General features: G+C 70.9%; 12 protein-coding genes. 6 read left to right on the plus strand and 6 right to left on the minus strand.

Annotation, left to right across the window (positions count from 1 at the left end):
• The first annotated feature begins 5 nt into the window (after positions 1 to 5).
• Both KCH48_RS07025 and KCH48_RS07030 read left to right on the plus strand, forming a co-directional pair.
• Positions 6 to 2,102 carry a glycosyltransferase gene (locus KCH48_RS07025; protein ID WP_307840827.1) on the plus strand — a complete coding sequence of 699 codons (2,097 nt, stop codon included), beginning with the start codon at positions 6 to 8 and terminating at the stop codon, positions 2,100 to 2,102.
• Between the two features lie 36 nt (positions 2,103 to 2,138).
• Positions 2,139 to 3,341, plus strand: coding sequence for an LCP family protein (locus tag KCH48_RS07030; RefSeq protein WP_210571256.1), 1,203 nt, complete (start codon positions 2,139 to 2,141; stop codon positions 3,339 to 3,341).
• A 130-nt stretch (positions 3,342 to 3,471) separates the two neighbouring features.
• On the opposite strand, the gene KCH48_RS07035 is transcribed toward KCH48_RS07030, so the two are convergent.
• Together KCH48_RS07035 and KCH48_RS07040 are read right to left on the minus strand one after the other, a co-directional pair.
• Positions 3,472 to 4,659: a flavin-dependent monooxygenase gene (locus KCH48_RS07035; RefSeq protein WP_210571257.1), complete on the minus strand. Its 1,188-nt coding sequence runs from the start codon at positions 4,657 to 4,659 to the stop codon at positions 3,472 to 3,474.
• Between the two features lie 64 nt (positions 4,660 to 4,723).
• Positions 4,724 to 5,920 (minus strand): sugar diacid recognition domain-containing protein, encoded by a 1,197-nt coding sequence (locus tag KCH48_RS07040; protein WP_210571258.1) that lies wholly within the window; start codon positions 5,918 to 5,920, stop codon positions 4,724 to 4,726.
• Between the two features lie 247 nt (positions 5,921 to 6,167).
• On the opposite strand from KCH48_RS07040, the gene KCH48_RS07045 reads away from it, so the two are divergent.
• The 4 genes from KCH48_RS07045 to KCH48_RS07060 are packed head-to-tail and all read left to right on the plus strand — an operon-like array spanning position 6,168 to position 9,945.
• Entirely contained in the window at positions 6,168 to 7,100 is a 933-nt protein-coding gene (locus tag KCH48_RS07045; RefSeq protein ID WP_210571259.1) for an ABC transporter substrate-binding protein, read from the plus strand.
• A 9-nt stretch (positions 7,101 to 7,109) separates the two neighbouring features.
• On the plus strand, positions 7,110 to 7,859 hold the full coding sequence (locus KCH48_RS07050; protein ID WP_210571260.1) for an amino acid ABC transporter permease: 750 nt from the start codon (positions 7,110 to 7,112) through the stop codon (positions 7,857 to 7,859).
• A complete protein-coding gene (locus KCH48_RS07055; protein ID WP_210571261.1) occupies positions 7,856 to 8,650 on the plus strand; it encodes an amino acid ABC transporter ATP-binding protein in 795 nt (264 codons plus the stop codon). The genes KCH48_RS07050 and KCH48_RS07055 overlap by 4 nt, the downstream gene beginning before the upstream one ends.
• A complete protein-coding gene (locus tag KCH48_RS07060; RefSeq protein ID WP_210571262.1) occupies positions 8,647 to 9,945 on the plus strand; it encodes an FAD-binding oxidoreductase in 1,299 nt (432 codons plus the stop codon). Before KCH48_RS07055 ends, KCH48_RS07060 begins: the two co-directional genes overlap by 4 nt.
• 9 nt (positions 9,946 to 9,954) lie before the next feature.
• On the opposite strand, the gene KCH48_RS07065 is transcribed toward KCH48_RS07060, so the two are convergent.
• The 4 genes from KCH48_RS07065 to KCH48_RS07080 are packed head-to-tail and all read right to left on the minus strand — an operon-like array spanning position 9,955 to position 16,694.
• The gene (locus KCH48_RS07065; protein WP_210571263.1) at positions 9,955 to 10,362 is read right to left on the minus strand and encodes a DUF1257 domain-containing protein; all 408 of its coding nucleotides are present in this window, start codon (positions 10,360 to 10,362) and stop codon (positions 9,955 to 9,957) included.
• A gap of 58 nt (positions 10,363 to 10,420) precedes the next feature.
• On the minus strand, positions 10,421 to 12,031 hold the full coding sequence (locus KCH48_RS07070; protein ID WP_210571264.1) for an Hsp70 family protein: 1,611 nt from the start codon (positions 12,029 to 12,031) through the stop codon (positions 10,421 to 10,423).
• Entirely contained in the window at positions 12,028 to 14,361 is a 2,334-nt protein-coding gene (locus KCH48_RS07075) for a hypothetical protein (protein ID WP_210571265.1), read from the minus strand. Before KCH48_RS07075 ends, KCH48_RS07070 begins: the two co-directional genes overlap by 4 nt.
• Positions 14,362 to 14,366: 5 nt before the next feature.
• Positions 14,367 to 16,694: a hypothetical protein gene (locus KCH48_RS07080; protein ID WP_210571266.1), complete on the minus strand. Its 2,328-nt coding sequence runs from the start codon at positions 16,692 to 16,694 to the stop codon at positions 14,367 to 14,369.

Raw genomic sequence — 16,694 nt, forward strand, 5'->3', positions numbered from 1 at the left:
TTTCCGTGACGGCCGGGCTGAAGTCCCGGCAGAAGGCCCGTCACAAACAGACCCGTGACCCCCGCGGCCACTGGCTGTTGCTGGCGCTCACCCTCCCCGCACTGTTCGCCGCCCTGCTCTTCCAGGGCTGGACCGAGCACGAGGTCGATGCCGCGAAGACGCGGTCGCCGTGCACCTCGCCCGTGCCGGATGCCGTGGCGAAGGGCGGGCCGGTGATCGGGATCAACCGCGGCGGGATACAGACGGCGGCGATGCCGCCCCGCACCGTGGCGCTCACCTTCGACGGCGGGCCCGACCCCCTCTGGACTCCGCGCCTCCTCGACCTGCTGCGCACGAAGGGCGCTCGCGCCACCTTCTTCGTCAAGGGCGCCCAGGCGGCGCGGTACCCCGACCTGATCCGGCGGATCCGCGCCGAGGGGCACGAGATCGGCTCCAACACGTACACCGGTGCCGTTCTCGGCGAGTCCTCGCCGCCCCGCTTCGAGGCCGAACTCGGCATGACCCAGGCCGCGTTGGCGGGCGCCACCGGCCTGCACACCAATCTGCTGCGGATGCCGCGGACCACGACACCGGACACCCTGTGCGGCCGCGAGTGGCAGGCGGCCCGTCGTGCCACCGCCTTCGGCTATGTGCTCGTCGCCGCCGACAAGGGGTCGCGGAAGCCGGCGCTGGGGACGGTCAGGCAGCTGAGCCAGACGGCCGGCGCGTACCAGGAGGCGAAGAAGCTGCTCGGGAACCGGAACGTCGACCGTTTCACCACCGTCTCCGCGGGGCTCGATCTCGTCCCCTACTCGTCCGCCTCCACCGTCGACCGCTGGCAGGGCCAGGGGCTGATCTGGGCCACGGCCGCCGGGCGCGCCTTCTCCACGGCCATGATCTGGACCCTCGGCCTCGCCGGCGGCCTCGGTGTGCTGCGGCTGCTTCTGCTCGCCCTGTTCGCCCGGGCCCATGTGCGCAGACTGGAGCGGTTCCAGCCGGGGGCGCCCTGGATGCGGGAGGTGACCGGGCCGGTGACGGTGCTCGTACCGGCGTACAACGAAGAGGTCGGCATCGAGTCCACCGTCCGCTCGCTGCTCGACTCCACCCACCAGGCGCTGCAGATCATCGTGATCGACGACGGGTCGACCGACCGTACAGCCGAGATCGCCGAGGGGATCGGGGATCCGCGCGTGGAGGTGATCCGCAAGCCCAACGAGGGCAAGGCCGCCGCCCTCAACATCGGGCTGGCGCAGGCGCGGTACGACATCGTGGTGATGGTCGACGCCGACACCGTCTTCGAGCGCGATGCCGTTCAGCGGCTCATCCAGCCACTCGCGCACGCGGCCGTTGGCGCTGTCAGCGGCAACACCAAGGTCGGCAACCGCCGCAGACTGCTGGCCCGATGGCAGCACCTGGAGTACGTCTTCGGGTTCAACCTCGACCGGCGCATGTTCGAGGTCCTGGAGTGCATGACGACGGTGCCCGGTGCCATCGGCGCCTTCCGCCGGGACGCGGTGCTGGCCGTCGGCGGGCTCAGCGAGGACACCCTCGCCGAGGACACCGACCTCACGATGGCGATGTGGCGGGCGGGCTGGCGGGTGCTGTACGAGGAGTCCGCCGTCGCCTGGACCGAAGTGCCCACGTCCGTACGCCAGTTGTGGCAGCAGCGGTACCGCTGGTGCTACGGCACGATCCAGGCGATGTGGAAGCACCGGGGCGCCTTCTTCGGCAGGGGCACGGCCGGGCGGTTCGGCCGGCGCGGACTGCCGTACATCGCGCTCTTCCAGGTCGCCCTGCCGCTCCTCGCGCCCGTCATCGACGTCTACGCGCTGTACGGGGTGCTGTTCCGCGATCCGCTGGAGTCGGCCCTGGTGTGGTTCGCCTTCCTCGGCGTCCAGCTCGTGACGTCCGGCTACGCCCTGAGACTCGACGGTGAGCGGCTGCGGACGCTGTGGACGATGCCGTTCCAGATCATCGTCTACCGGCAGCTGATGTACCTGGTCGTCATCCAGTCCCTGGTCGCCCTGCTGCTCGGCAGCCGGCTGAAGTGGCACCGCGTCAAGCGGTCGGGCTCGGCCGCTGAACAGATCGGCGGTCCCGTTCCGTACAAGAGTCTGCGTTGACGTTGACCCTTCGAGCAGAACCAGCGGGACGGGTGGATGAACGACTGGACCGAGCATCCAGGAGACCACCAGGCGGCAGACGGCCGGCCGGGAGGCCGCCGGCCGGCGAGCGCGGTGCCGGGCGCCGCACCACCGTCCCCGGCGGTGCCCCCGCCCTCGACCCGCACCGCCCCCCTGCCCGGCATGCCGTCGCCCGCCACCCCCGGCCGCTACGACCAGAGCGCCTACGACCGCCGCGGCCAAGGCCACGGCCGCCGCCGTCCCCGACGCCACCGCGTCGCGCGGACGGTGGCCGTCCTGTCGGCGGCGCTGCTGCTCTCCGTCGTCGGCACGTACGTCTGGGCCGACACCCGCCTCAACCAGGAGGTCGACCTCGGTGCGCTCACCGGCCGGGCGCCGCTCGGCGAGGGCACCAACTACCTGGTCGTGGGCTCCGACAGCCGCGCGGGCCTGTCCCTGGAGGAGCAGCAGGACCTCAACACCGGCTCGACCGAGGGCCGCCGCACCGACTCGGTGATCCTGCTGCACACCGGGGCCGGCGGCACCACGATGCTGAGCCTGCCGCGCGACTCCTGGGTGACCCTCCCGCCGTACGTCGACCCGGACACCGGCAGGCGCTATCCCGCCACACCGAACAAGCTCAACGCGGCGTTCTCACTCGGCGGCCCCGACCTGCTCGTCCGTACCGTGGAACGCAACACCGGCGTGCGCATCGACCACTACGCGGAGATCGGCTTCGCCGGCTTCGTGGGCGTCGTCGACGCGGTCGGCGGGGTCGACATGTGCCTGGAGCGGGCCGTGAAGGACAAGGACTCCGGGGCCGACCTGCCCAGAGGCTGCCAGACCCTCGACGGCGCCGAGGCACTGGCGTTCGTACGGCAGCGCAAACAGGAGGCCGAGGGCGACCTGGGGCGCACCCGCAACCAGCAGAAGTTCCTGGCTGCGCTCGCCCAGAAGGCGGTCACGCCCTCCACCCTCCTCGACCCGACCAAGTCGGTCCCCACGGCCGAGGCGGGCCTCGACACGCTGATCGTGGACAAGGACACGGAACTGCCCGACCTCGTGTCGCTGTTCGAGGCGATGCGGAAGGCCGCGTCGGGGAAGGGCAGCCAGCTCAACGTGCCCGTCTCCAACCCGAATCTCCGTACCTCCAAGGGCAGCGCGGTGCAATGGGACGAGCGGCGGGCGCGGGCCTTGTTCTCGGCGCTGCGGAACGATGAGGCGGTACCAGCGGGCTAAGCGGGACCGGCAGCGCCCCGAAGGGGCGCGGGGAACTGCGCGACCAGCCACGACGGCGCCGCAGACAACACACAACCCGGCGCGGCCCCGCGGCGGAGCCGCATATCGACACAGCCAGCGGAGCGCTCAGTCACAGGAACGGCGTTCCCGCGTCGAGCCCGGACAGCACCCGACCGTACAGCTCCAGGTTGGTGGCCGGGTTGACGAACGAATGCAGGCTCAGCGCTCGCAGATCGCGCACGGTCCGCTGAATGGGCACATCCCGGTGCAGGGACGAAGCACCGGATGCCGAGCCGATCAGCTCGGCGGCCTCCGTGCACAGCCGCGCCACATAGCCGCTGCCCGCCCGGATCCGCGCACGTTCCTCGGTCGTGTACGGCTCCCCGCTCGCCGCCCGTGACTCGATCAGCGTGACGATGTCGCCGGTCTGCAACTCGGCACAGGAGATCTTCATCGCGGCCTCGGCCGCCTGCAGATGCGTGACGGCGGCCTCGCTCTGCCGCTCGTAGAAGGTGTACGTGATGCCGCGCCGGTGGATCCGCTCCCGGAACTCGGCCAGCGCCGAGCGCGCCAGGCCGAGCGCGTTCGGCGTCGTCCACGCGCAGAACAGCATCAGCACCGGCATCCGGTAGAACGGGTCGTCCGCGTTGGCCTTGGACGGGAACTGCCCGGCCAGCAACGGCCCGACCGGCAGCACGCGATGAGCCGGTACGGCGATGTCCCGGGCGACGACACTGTTGCTGCCGCTCCCCGCCAGCCCCGTCACATGCCAGTCGTCGAGGACCTCCAGCTCGGCCATGGGAACGGCGGCCCACAGGATCTCGGGAGGCCCGTCGCCGGACTCGACCCGTGCGGTGAGCAGATGCCAGTCGGCGTCCTGACAGCCGGTCGCGAAGGGCGAGGTGCCGTTGACGACGTACCCGTCCTCGGTGGGGACGGCCGTGGCGTCCGGGATGAGAGTGCCGCTGACCCGTACGTCCGGGCCGGTGAAGATCTCGTCCTGCGCCTCGTCGGGGAACAGCGCCGCGATGTACGCGCACCCCGCCTGGATCAACGCCATGAACCCGGCGGAACCGCACGCGGCGGAGACCTCGGCCAGCGCGTCGACCTGGGTGCGCAGGCTGCTCTGACAACCGCCGTACCGCCGGGGCACGTTCATCCGGAAGACCCCGGCCTCGGTGAGCGCGGCGACGACTTCGGGCGTGACGCGCCGTTCCTGCTCGGTGCGGACGGCGTGTTCGCGGATGAGGGGACGTAACGCCCGTACGCGGTCGACGAGTTCGGCGTCGGCACCGGGCGGCGCGGGTAACGGAGTCATGCACGCACCGTCACCCGGACGACCGGACGTGTCAACAACGCCCGCAACGCCGGGAATTGAACGGCTATCCGTCGGCCGTCGTGGTGCCGTCCCCCAGTTCGTCGGCCAGACAGGCGAGGTACAGGGCCATGGTCGTGCGGTGCTCACGGAGCGGACGGCCGGTGATCTGCTCGATCTTGTTCATGCGGTAGACGACGGTGTTGCGGTGGATGTGCAGGGCAGCGGACGTGCGGACGAGATTGAATCCGCTCTCGCACCAGGCGGTGATCGTGTCGCGCAGTACCGGCCAGTCCGGCTGGGCCCGCAGTCTTGCCGCGGCCCGTTCGATCAGACGGTTGCGTGTGGGCTGGCTCACCGTCGCCAGGACCTGGTGGACGCGTAGATCGGCGATCAGGTGGACCGATGTGTCGACCGCGACGCGGCCGCCGAGGCGGAGCGCGTCGCGGGCGTCCTGGTACGAGTCGTGCAGCCCGGCCACGGAGACGGCCGGTTCGCCGATCCCCGCGCGGGCGTCGAGGCCGTCCTGCGCGGCGATGATGTCGGTGATTCTCCGGCAGTCGTCGATCAGGGAAGCGACCTCGGTCCGGGCCGGGAGCCGGCGCAGTACGCCGATCCAGCCGGGAGCCGTGGAGGCGACGATGTCCTGGGGATCGGCGAAGACCTCCCGAACCGTGCGGAGCAGTTCCGAGCGGACCAGCGCCATGTCCCGGGTCGGGGCGCCCTGACGTCGGGCAGCCGTGGCGGGCACGCTCACCTCGAACGCCACCGCGACCCGCTCGAGCCGTAGGTCGTAGCCGAGCTCGGCGGCCCGGAACACGAGGAAGTCGCCTTCGACGACGTGAGGGTCGTAGGAGGCGATGTCGGCGAGCAGCGTCTCCGTTGCCCGTTCCGCGAGCAGGCGGGAGCGCAGCATCACGGATTCCCTGAGCAGGATCTCCGTCTGGCGCTTCACCAGCAGCCCGAAGCGGCGTACTTGAGCAGGGGTTCCGGTGATGCCGACCGTTCCCACCGCCTGCCCGTCCGAGACCAGCGGCAGGGTCACACCCGGGCGCACCCCACGCAGCTGCTGGGCCTGCAACGCGTTGTGCGTGGCGGCCTCCTGAGTGCGGATCACATCGACCGACGCCTCATGGAAGGACCCGACCCGGCTGGTGTCGCCGCTGCCGATGACCATGCCGTCCGCATCGGTGATCAGCACATTGAAGCCGATGACGGCGGAGGTGTCCCCGGCGATCTCCTGTGCGAGTGACGGGCTCAGCACCAGGCTTCCTCCCGTCGCGGGAATGGACCGGGAATGGACCGGGAACGGGTCGCGGGTCGGCCGGCGGCTGGACGCACCGTACAGCATGCCGAGGAATATCCGCCGCAAGTTCGTACGAAGTGACCGGTGACGTGGTGAGGTCCTGTCCATAGCGTATGGGCCCAATCACCTCCCCGCCGGAGGCACAGCGCGGTGAAACGGCGGGCTCCTTCAGCTCCCTCAGCACTGATTCGGAAGGCCCACGCCCATGATCCGTACACGATCGCTCGCCGGCGGTTTGTCGGTAATGCTCCTGATGCTGACGGTCACCGCCTGTGGCTCGGGCGAGGATGACGCCCCCAAGAACGTGTCCGCCGAGACCGCCGCCCTGGGCACGCTCACGCCCGGCGTCATCAAGGTCGCCGTACAGCCGTACGCTCCGTACACCAGTGTCGAGGGCGACAAGATCGTCGGCCTGGACGGCGACATCCTCACCTACGTGTCCGAGAAACTGGGCCTGGAGATAGAGCCCCAGGTGACGGACTTCGCCGGCATGCTCGCGGGCGTGCAGTCCCGCCGCGTGGACATCACCATCGGCGGTGTCGCCTGGTCCGCCGACCGGCAGAAGCAGGGGCTGTTCACCGATCCGCCGTACTACTCGCCCCCGGCCATGGCCGTCCGCAGCGGGAAGACCTACAAGACCGTCGACGACCTGAAGGGCCTGGAACTCGGCACGGTCGAGGGCTATGTGTGGGTCAAGTCCATCCAGGCCGTCCCCGACGCCAAGCTGCACGCCTACCCCGACGCCAACGGAGTCTTCGACGACCTCGGCGCGGGCCGCGTCGACGTCGGGTTCCTCGACCCGCTGATCATCATCGCGGCACAGAAGGAACGGCCCGACCTGAAGATCGACACCCAGTACCTGACACCCCCGACCGCGGCCGAGGTCGAGGCCAAGCCCGACTACCAGTACTTCCAGCCCTACCAGACCGGCTTCTACCTGCCCCAGAAGGCCACCAAGCTGGAGAAGGCGATCTCCGCCGAGATCGACGCCATGTACCAGAACGGCGAGATGGAGAAGCTCGTCAAGAAGTACGGCGGCGATCCCGAGCAGTTCCTGAAGCCCGCCGCCGATGTCGCCACCGCGCGCCGCGGAGTGGACCGGCCCCAGGACTGGACCCCGCCGTCCATCGGTGAGTGAGGGGCTGACATGTCCGATCTCTTTCAAGTCCCCTGGTCCGACTACCGGCCCGACCTGCTGGACGCGCTGTGGCGCACCCTCTCCTACACGGTGGTGAGCTTCGTCGGCGCCGTGCTCCTGGGCCTCGCCGTGGCGCTGCTCAGGCTGAGCAGGGCATGGCCGCTGCGCGCGGTCGCCGCCGTCTACACCGAGCTGTTCAAGAACATCCCCCTGCTCGCCATCATCTTCCTGGCCTACTTCGGCCTGGCCTCGGCGGGGATCCGGCTGGACGTCTTCACCGCCGGATGCCTGAGCCTGGTCGTCTTCTACGCCGCCTACCTGTCCGAGATCTTCCGCTCCGCGATCAGCGGCGTGCACAACGGGCAGACTGAGGCAGGGCAGGCACTGGGACTCGGCAGGGCGGGAATCTTCAGTCACATCGTCCTGCCGCAGGCCGTACGCCAGGCGCTGCCCGGGACCAACACGATGCTCGTCGACCTGCTGAAGTCCACTTCGCTGCTGGTCACCGTCTCCGCCGCCGAGCTGATGTCCGAAGGGCGGCTCATCACCTCGGCCACGTTCCGGGCCCTGGAGGTGTATCTCGTCATCTCCGCCATCTACTTCGCCCTGTGCTACCCGCTCTCCCAACTGCTGCTTCTGCTGGAGCGGAAGGTACGGGCAGGCGTCCCCCTGTCCCCGTGGCGACGACGGCGCCTGCGGGCGGCGCGCGCCCTGCTCGCCCAGGATCTGAGCGCCGACGTGAAGGCAGGTGCCGTATGACCGAGCCAGTCACCGCCGCGCAGACCACATCGGCGGCGCCGCCCGAGGCCGTCGTGCGGATCGGCGGGCTGAGCAAGTCCTTCGACGGCAGGCTGGTGCTCGACGACGTCCACCTGACCATCGACCGGGGCCGCATCGTCAGCGTCATCGGACAGAGCGGCGGCGGGAAGACGACCTTGATGCGCTGCGTCAACCTGCTGGAACGGCCCGACCGGGGCACGGTCGAGGTCGCCGGAGAGGTGGTGCACCAGGACGGCCGCACGGTCTGTCGCGACCTGGCCCGGCTGCGCCGCACCGTGGGCATGGTCTTCCAGCGGTTCAACCTGTTCCCGCACCTCACCGCCGTGGAGAACGTCGTCCTGGCCCAGCGCAAGGCGGGCACCCCGGAGTCGGAGGCGCTGGAGCGTGCCGTCGCGCTGCTGCGCCGGGTCGGCGTCGCCCACCGTGCCCTCGCCCTGCCCGACCAGCTCTCCGGCGGCGAGCAGCAACGCGTCGCCATCGCGCGGGCGCTCGCCCTCAAGCCCGAGTTGCTGCTCTTCGACGAGCCCACGTCCTCCCTCGACCCCGAGGCCACCCGGGAGGTGCTGAGCGTCATGCGCGAACTCGCCGCGGACGGAATGACGATGATGCTGGTCACCCACGAACTCCCCTTCGCCCGCGAGGTGGCCGACCATGTCGTCTTCGTCGACGGCGGCCGGATCGTGGAGGAGGGCAGGCCCGAGGACGTTCTCGGAGCACCCGCCGAGGCCCGCACCCGGGAGTTCCTCGCCTCGTACGGATCCGCGTCATGACCGGCGTGCCCGGCAGGCCGGGACCGGTCGGCGACCACCCTGTCGTGGTCGTGGGAGGCGGTGTCGTGGGGCTGTGCACCGCCTACTACCTGGCCGCGGCCGGGCTGCCGGTGGCGGTCGTCGAGCGGCGCGGCCTGGGCTCCGGGGCGTCCCGGGGCAACGCGGGCTGGGTCTGCCTGAGCCACTCGACGCCCGTCCCGGCCCCGGGTGTGGTGCGCTACGCCCTGCGCTCGCTGGGGCGGCCGGACTCACCGCTGTATCTACGGCCGCTCCCGGATCCGGCGTTCCTGCGGTGGCTGTGGCGGTTCTGGCGCAGCAGTACCCCGGCCGCGTTCCGGCGCGGTTACGCCGCGATCGCCGAGCTGAACGACGGCACGTTCGACCTCTTCGACGGCCTGCGCGAGGCGGGGGTGGACACGACGCTGACCCGGCCCGGGATGGTGCACGCGTTCCTGTCGCCGGTGGAGGCTCGTCATCACCTCGCGATCCAGCGGGAGATGGCGGACGGCCGCTATCCGATGCCCGACAACGTCACCACGGGTGCCGAAGCGCATCTGCTGGACGCCGCGCTGTCGCCCCAGGTGCGCGCGGCCTACCTCGTGGAGGGGGAGGGCGTGGTCGATCCGGAGGCCTTCGCCCGCGGGCTCGGTGCGGCGCTGGCCGCCGCGGGGGTGAAGGTCCATGAGAACGCGGAGGTCACGGGATTCCGGTCCGAAGGGGGGCGGGTCACCGCGTTGAGCACCGACCAGGGCGAGATTCCCTGCTCGGCCGTCGTCGTCGCCGCCGGTATGCGCTCCCCCCGTCTGCTGCGTGCTCTGGGACACCGACTGCCTCTCCAGGCGGGCAAGGGCTACAGCTTCTCGGTGGAGCTGGACCCGGCGCCCCGGCACACCTTGTACTTCGGCGAGCGTCGGGCCGTCGCCTCACCGATCGGCGGCACCACGCGGATCGGCGGCACGATGGAGCTGAGCGGCAACAACAGCCGTCTCGACTGGCGCCGTGTCGTCGCCGTGGCGCTGGCGAGCCGGCACTATCTGGGCCGCTGGTTCGACGACCCGGACGACTTGGTGAGCGTGATCCGCGACCCCTGGGTCGGTGGGCGGCCTTTCCTGCCCGACGGACTGCCGGTGATCGACCGCGTCCCGGGCCACGCCAACGCCTTCGCGGCCACCGGCCACGGCATGCTCGGCGTCACCCTGGGCCCCGCCACGGGGCACCGGCTCGCCGAGTACATCCGCACCGGCCGACGCCCCGAGGCCCTCGCACCGTTCTGCTTCGACCGGCTCCGCCGCTGAACCGGACGCTCAGGTGTAGCGGCGCAGGACGAGGCGGCGTCGGCCGTCCTTGTCGAGTACGTCGGTGTCCACCTCGTAGCCGTGGTCCTCCGCGTAGCGCAGGGCGGCGGCGTGGCCGTAGGCGCGGGCGACCTTGGTCAGCCAGGGCTGGTCGTAGCGGGACCGGTCGAACTCGCTGATGACGGCTTCGAAGGTGCCGTCGTCGCCGCGGCGGAAGCCGATGTCGTTGCTGTAGCGGCCGATGTGGGCGCGGCGGATGATCACTTCGGCGCGGTCACGGCGGGCATCGCCCCGGTAGCCGTAGAGGCGCTGGGGCGTGTCGTGGGTCTCGACGGTGGCGAAGCCGACCGCGGCGAGGGCCTGGACGAGCAGGTCGGGGTCGCGCAGGGCGGTGCGGACGCGGGTGAAGTGCGACATGACGAATCCTCGGGGTTGGAGACGGGGGGCGGAGACGGGAGGGGCGGCGCCGCCGGGCTCACGCCAGGCGGACGACCGGCTGTCTGTCCAGGACCAGGGTCTGGCGGCGCAGGTCGTAGGCGGAGACGGTGAGGCGCTTGTGGGCGTCGATGCGGAACTCGAGGCGGAAGCGGTCCTCTCCGGCCGTGGCCGGCGGGTCGGCTTCCAGGAAGGTGGGGCTGTCCTCGTTGAGCCAGAGCATGGACCGCTGCTGGCGCTGCTGCGGGGTGACGGTGACGGTGCGGGCGCCGCCGCCGGCGTCGAAGGAGATCTCCAGCTCGGCACTGGCGTCGCGGTAGGTGGCGTGGGCGAGTTCGTAGACGGCCAGGCCGAGTCTGCGCTGCCGGTCGTGCACCGCCCTGACGGTGAGCGTCTTGACCGGTTCCTCGGTGGGATAGGCGGTGCCGGCTTCCACCAGGGTCTCGAACTCGTAGGAGCCTGTGTCGTGGTCGACATGCCGGATGGCGTAGTCGTGCTGGATGTGGTCGAACAGCTCGCTGCCGCCCGCGATGCCGGCCGCCCCGGCGGCAACCGCCTCCAAGGGCCGGTCCAGGCGCACCACTTCGGGGTCGAAGTGCAGGTGGACGACGTCCTGCACGGCGGGGATGAGGCAGCTGCCGCCGACAAGAAAGACGCCCCGGATGTCGTCGGTGCCGAAGCCGCGGGTGGCGGCCAGATCGAGGCAGGAGCGCAGGGCCTGGTTGATCCGGCGCAGCACGCCCTTGTCGCGCAGGAGGGCGTCGAACTCGCCGCGGGTGACCGTGACCTGGTGCACACGGTCGGTGCGGGCGTCGGCGGCGCGGATGACGGCCTGCTCGGCGGTGGCCAGTTCCCGTTTGGCCCGCTCGGCGGAGGTCAGGAGGCGGCGGAAGACCTGGTTGCGGCCGATCTGGTCACCGTGCGGCAGGGCGAGCTGGCTGAGGGCGTGTTCGGCGAGGAACGCGTCGATGGTGTTGCCGCCCAGGTCCAGGCCCCGCTTCGCGATCGTGCGCACCCCCGCGCCGGAGCCCGCCTCGTCGGGTTCCTGCACCCGGACGACGGAGACGTCGAGGGTGCCGGCCCCGAAGTCGATCACGGCGAACGCGTCGCCGGGGTTGAGCCGGGCGCTGTAGCCGACGGCGGCCGCCGTGGCCTCGTCGACGATGCGGAGGCGGGCGGTGGGTAGGCCCTCGCGGACCTCGCGCACCAGCCAGTCGCGGTAGCCGTCGAAGGACTCCACCGGCGCGGTGGCGACGATCTCCAGGTCGTCGTCCTCGATGGTGAGCAGGGCCAGCGCCATGATGTCGCTGAGGAACTGGGTGGCCGCCTCCCGGCCGGTGACCTTGCGGTCGCCGATCGGTCGGGCCGCGTCGTAGGCGTGTCCGGAGACGTTGCTCTTGGTGGACGCGAAGACGGTGAAGCCCGGGTCGTCGTCCATCTCGGGGGTGACCTGGATGCCGAGGCGGCGGGTGGTTCCGTCGTGGGCGTAGGCGATCAGGGAGGGCACCACCCGCTGGGTGGGCCCGGGACCGGCCTCGCGCAGCATGTCGACGCCGGGCAGCGGGATGGGGACGCCGCGGCCCGCCTCGGGATCCCAGCCCGCGACGACGGTGTTGGCGGTGCCGAAGTCGATGCCGATACGGGTGGTCATGCGTCTCCCTTACGTTCGTGAAGCTCGCCCAGTCCGATCTCGTGGTCGCCCGGCCTCACCGACCCTGCCGCCTCGCCGAGCCCGACGTCGTGCCGGAAGCGGTGTTCTAGGCACATCCGCAGCAGCCCCAGGGCTTGCCGGGACGATTCGTCCAGGACCGGGTGCTCCATCACCGCGACCACTTCCGTCAGCTCTCCGGGGCCCATCACGCCCATGGGCTTGGCGATCAATGGACGAAGGGCGAGGGCGGTCAGGACGTAGATGTCGACGGCGCCCTCTTCCAGGCCCCCGACCGCCAGCAGGTCTCCCCGCGGTGACACCCGTGCGCAACGCGCTCTGGGACGGGACTGGTAGTCGGAGAGCAGGGGGATCTGCTCGGACACGGAGTCTTCGGGCGGGGGCGCGTCACGCGTGGGAGGCACGTCGAGGAGCTGGAGACAGGTTTCCGTGACGGCGAGGAACCGGTCCAGCGCGGGTGACCAGGCGAGGTGGATCGGGGATGTCCCGTACGTCCAGGGACGGGTCGTGACCGGCGTCTGTGAGGTCGTGAGAGGTTCGTGCCACACATGCAGCCCGCCGGAGTCGGTGCCGCAGACGAGAGCGGAAGGCGAGAGGGCGGCCGAGTTCGCGCTGTATCTGAGGTTTTCGGGGCCAATGAGCTTGTTCACCGCAGAGTCGGCGAGGTCGGCGACCACGATGTTGCTGGGGTCGTCGACCAGGGCGATCAGCCGCCCCTCCGCATCCACTACGGTCGTCCTCGGCGTGATACGTCCCTGCCAGCGCAGCACGCCGCTGTCGGTGAGGTTCCCGCCGGAGCGGCCGGTGAACACCGTCCACGCAGCCGGCATGTGGGGGCTTCTTGCGATCACGATGAAGGCACGGTCGCCGGCGACCCGCTCCACGTCGCGTACATCGCCGGGCTGGTTGTAGAGCGCCGGCGTGCCGTTCTCGTCGGCGTAGTGGATCTGCTTGCCCGCTACGACGATCATGGCGTCGGAGCCCAGATGTGCGATCCGCTGCGCCGGATGCGGGAGGTGGTCGTCCAGCCACACCAGCGTCAGATCGGCGAGATCCACGATCCCGGCACAATGCCTCGGCCCTCGCCCCGCGAAGGCGAGTTGCATGCCGTCCGGGGCGAAGTCGAGAGCGTGGACCGCGATCGGCTGCTCGCCGGTGTCGGTCGGCCAGATGCGGGTGCGGGGGAGGGATCTGATCGGACCTACGCCGGCCAGGCCTTCCACGAACCGGGCCACGGCGATCGAGTCCGCGGCACGCAGCGCTTCGAAGACACGGCGGTCGTCCTCGTCCTTCGGACGCCAGTCACCGAACTCGTCGGCCGTCTGCACCGCTTCGGGCAGCGACATCAGCAACGTGAGGGACCACAAGCGGTCCCAGTCACGTCGCTCCGTCAACTGCTCTGCCACATACGCACGTTCGTGCTCGGAGAGGTACGCGAAGTCCGCCTGCTGGGAACTCTGTCCCGCCAGCACGCGCACCACGTCCAGGATGCCCAGTCCGCTCATCTCGACCCGCAGAACCGAGCGCTCCTCGTCGGAGGCGCCCCGGTAGCCGAGCGTCAGCAGAGAGCCGTCGGGATCAAGCGCCCGATACTGCTCCAACTGCCTGGTGCGTACGAAGAAGATGGCGCGCTGGACCTGATCGGCGGGCGCGAGATGGTGCTCTGCGCAGAAGGCCGCCGCACTGGGGGAGTCCAGCGCCGCCTCGCAGAACAGGTCGATGGTCTCGGGGGCGCTCTGCGCGAGCAGCCAGGCCCGGGCAGTTTCGCCGATGGGGTGGTCGAAGCGGAGGGTGGCATCGATGAGCGTGCGCTCGTCCAGGGGCATGTCGTCGTCGCCGAGCGCCAGGCGGCTGAGGAAGCGCACGTGGAGCTCGGAGGTCGTCGGGGCGGGGCCCCAGCGCTTCAGCAGTGACCACAGCTCGGCATCGTCCTGATCGAGCCAGTCTTGCCAGGCGGCGTCAACGAGCATGGCGGGTACGGGTGTTGGGTTCTCGGGGAGTCCCGCCACGAGAGGGGAGGCCCATCGCCCCGGGGACGCGCCGGACACGGACGGCGTCAGCCACGACCGGAACACCGCCTCCTGGCCGTGGGTCTCCAACGCGCGGGCGACGGCGCGCAGGGCCCGGGGCACGCCGGAATCCGTGGCGCGCCACACCACACCAAGAGCCCAGCGGCCCAGCCCGGAGTCCGGGGCCCGCAGGCGCAGCATCAGCACGGCGATCCGTATCCGCATCGGCCTCACTCCGTCCCTTCGACGCGCGGCGAGTTCGGTCAGCCGGGCGGCGTGGGGAGCGGTGAGCGTCTTCGGCATGCCGCTCACCCGCCCAGCTCGATGTCGTAGGCGCCGGCGACCGCCGCCCCGTGCGTGTCCCCGAGCCGCACGTCGTGGCGGAACCGGTGCTCCAGGCAGGTCCGCAGCAGTGTGAGCGTCGTCCGGGACTCCTCGTCGAGCACTGGGTTCTCCAGCACCGTGACCACCGCCGTCAGCTCCCTGGGCCGCATCAGTCCCATCGGCTTGCCGATGAACGGGCGGACGGTGAGAAGGGACAGCGCGTAGAGATCGATGTGACCCGGCAGGACGCCGCCCATGGCGAGGACATCGCCCCCCGGCGACAGCCGCATGAACGGCCGGGCCCCGGGCACGGCACTGCCGAGCGGGATCGGCTTGGACACATGTGTGCCGGGGACCGTCCCGTCGTCGGATGCCAGAGTGCCGAGGACCTTGAGGCGCGGCAGGTGCACCGCGATGTCCTGCCCCCGCTGGCTGAGCGCCAGAAGCCGCTGCAGCGCGGGCGACCAGGACAGGCCGATCAGCCTTCTGTCCTCCTGTTGCTGCCACAGGCGCTTCGACACCGGGGCCTTGGCGAGGAGCGGTCCGCGCCGCCACACCTGCACGCGGCCCTGGTCATTCCCTCGGACAAGAAGGGACGGCGACATGGCAGTGTGCGGCATGCTGTCCCCGGCCGCGGCTGTGCTACCGCGGAGGGTCGCTACCGCCGTGGGGTCGGCGAGATCGGCGACCAGGGCGGTTCGCTGGTCGAGCACGGCGACGGTCCGGCCCTCGGGATCCAGGGTGGCCGTGAGCCCCGGGTGGTGGTTCCGGCCGCTGAGCATGCCGGTGTCGACGAGTGGGCCGCCGGCTTCCCCGGTGAACAGCGTCCATTCCCCGTCCTCGGTACTGTCCTGTGCGGACAGCACGATGAAGCGCCGGTCACCGGCGGTACGCCGCAGCTGACGGACGTGGGCGACACGGGTGGTCCCGAAGCGGAGCGTCTGTCGGCCCTGGCTGTCGCAGTAATGGAGCCGGGCACGGGCGGGCCGCTGCCTGCCCCGGTAGCGTCCGGAGTCCGCGACGACGACGGCGTCGGGCCCCAACTGCACGATCCGCGAAGGGGAGCCCGTGAAGTGATACAGCCGGAACAGGGTGGTGCTGTCGAGATCGACGATCCCGGCGCACTTGCCTTGACTGGCGAAAGCGAGCCCGCGGCCGTCCGGCGCGAAGTCGAGATCGACGACGTCGGTGGCCCGCTCGTCCAGGTCGCGGAGTGCGATCCGGGTGTGCGGGGTGCCCCAGACCGGCGACCCGGTGGACAGGGCCTTCACCTGCTTGGCCACCGGTCCCGCTGCGAGCAGCGTCTCGAACATGCGACGGTCGTCCTCGCCGGACGGCCGCCAATCGCCGAACGCGTGGACCACTCGGACGGCGTCGGCGAGCGGGAGCAGCACAGTGAGCGGCCACAGTCGGTCCCAGTCGCGCTGCCGGGTGAGCTGCCCTGTCAGATAGGCGCGTTCCTTGTGGCTGAGGGAAGCGACGTCCCCGTCCCGACGGCGTTGTCCGGCCAGCACGCGGAGTACGTCGATGCCGCCGAGCCGCGTCATGGCCTCCCGCAGCGCCGAGCGCTCCTCGGTCGGCGCGTTCCGGTAATGGGCGGCCAGAAGCGCTCCGTCGGGGTCCAGTGCCCGGTACTGCTCGTGCTGCCCGGTGCGCAGGAAGAACGCGGCGCGTTCCGCGGCGTCGGCGGGGGCGAGGTGGTGGGCCATGCAGAACTCGACCGCGTGCGGCGTATCCGCCTGCACGGCTGTCGCGCAGAACAGAGCGACCGCCCGCGAATCGCCGCAGGTCAGCAGTTTCGCGCGGGCCCGTTCGCCGATGGGGTGGTCGAAGCGGGCGGCGGCATGGGCGAGGGACGGGGCGTCGACGGTCTCATCGCCGCTGCTCTCTCCGCCGTCGCCGAGCGCCAGACGGCTGAGGAAACGCAGCCCCGGGCCGGACGTCGCGGTCGACATCGTCGCCGCGCGATTCCACCTTCTCAGCAAGGACCACAACTCGGGCTTGTCCTCGTCGAGCCACTCGCGCCAGCCCGCGTCCACGAGCACGTCGTGCACGGCCGTCGAACTGCTCGCCAGTTCCGCCACGAGCGGGGACGTCCACCATCGCGGGGAGGCTCCGGACACCGAGGGCCCCAACCAGGTCTCCCACACGGTGTCGGGGCCGAGGGACTTGATCGCGCCCACGGCGGCCCGCAGAGCCACGGGCTCACCGGAGTCGGCAGCGCGGAGCACGGTCTCCAGCGCCCTGCGGCGCCAACGGGAGTTCTTCCCGACAGGCAGCCACAGCTTCACGACCGCGATCCGTATCCGCAT

Source organism: Streptomyces sp. GESEQ-4 (assembly GCF_017948455.1).
In the GTDB taxonomy this organism is placed as follows: Bacteria; Actinomycetota; Actinomycetes; order Streptomycetales; family Streptomycetaceae; genus Streptomyces.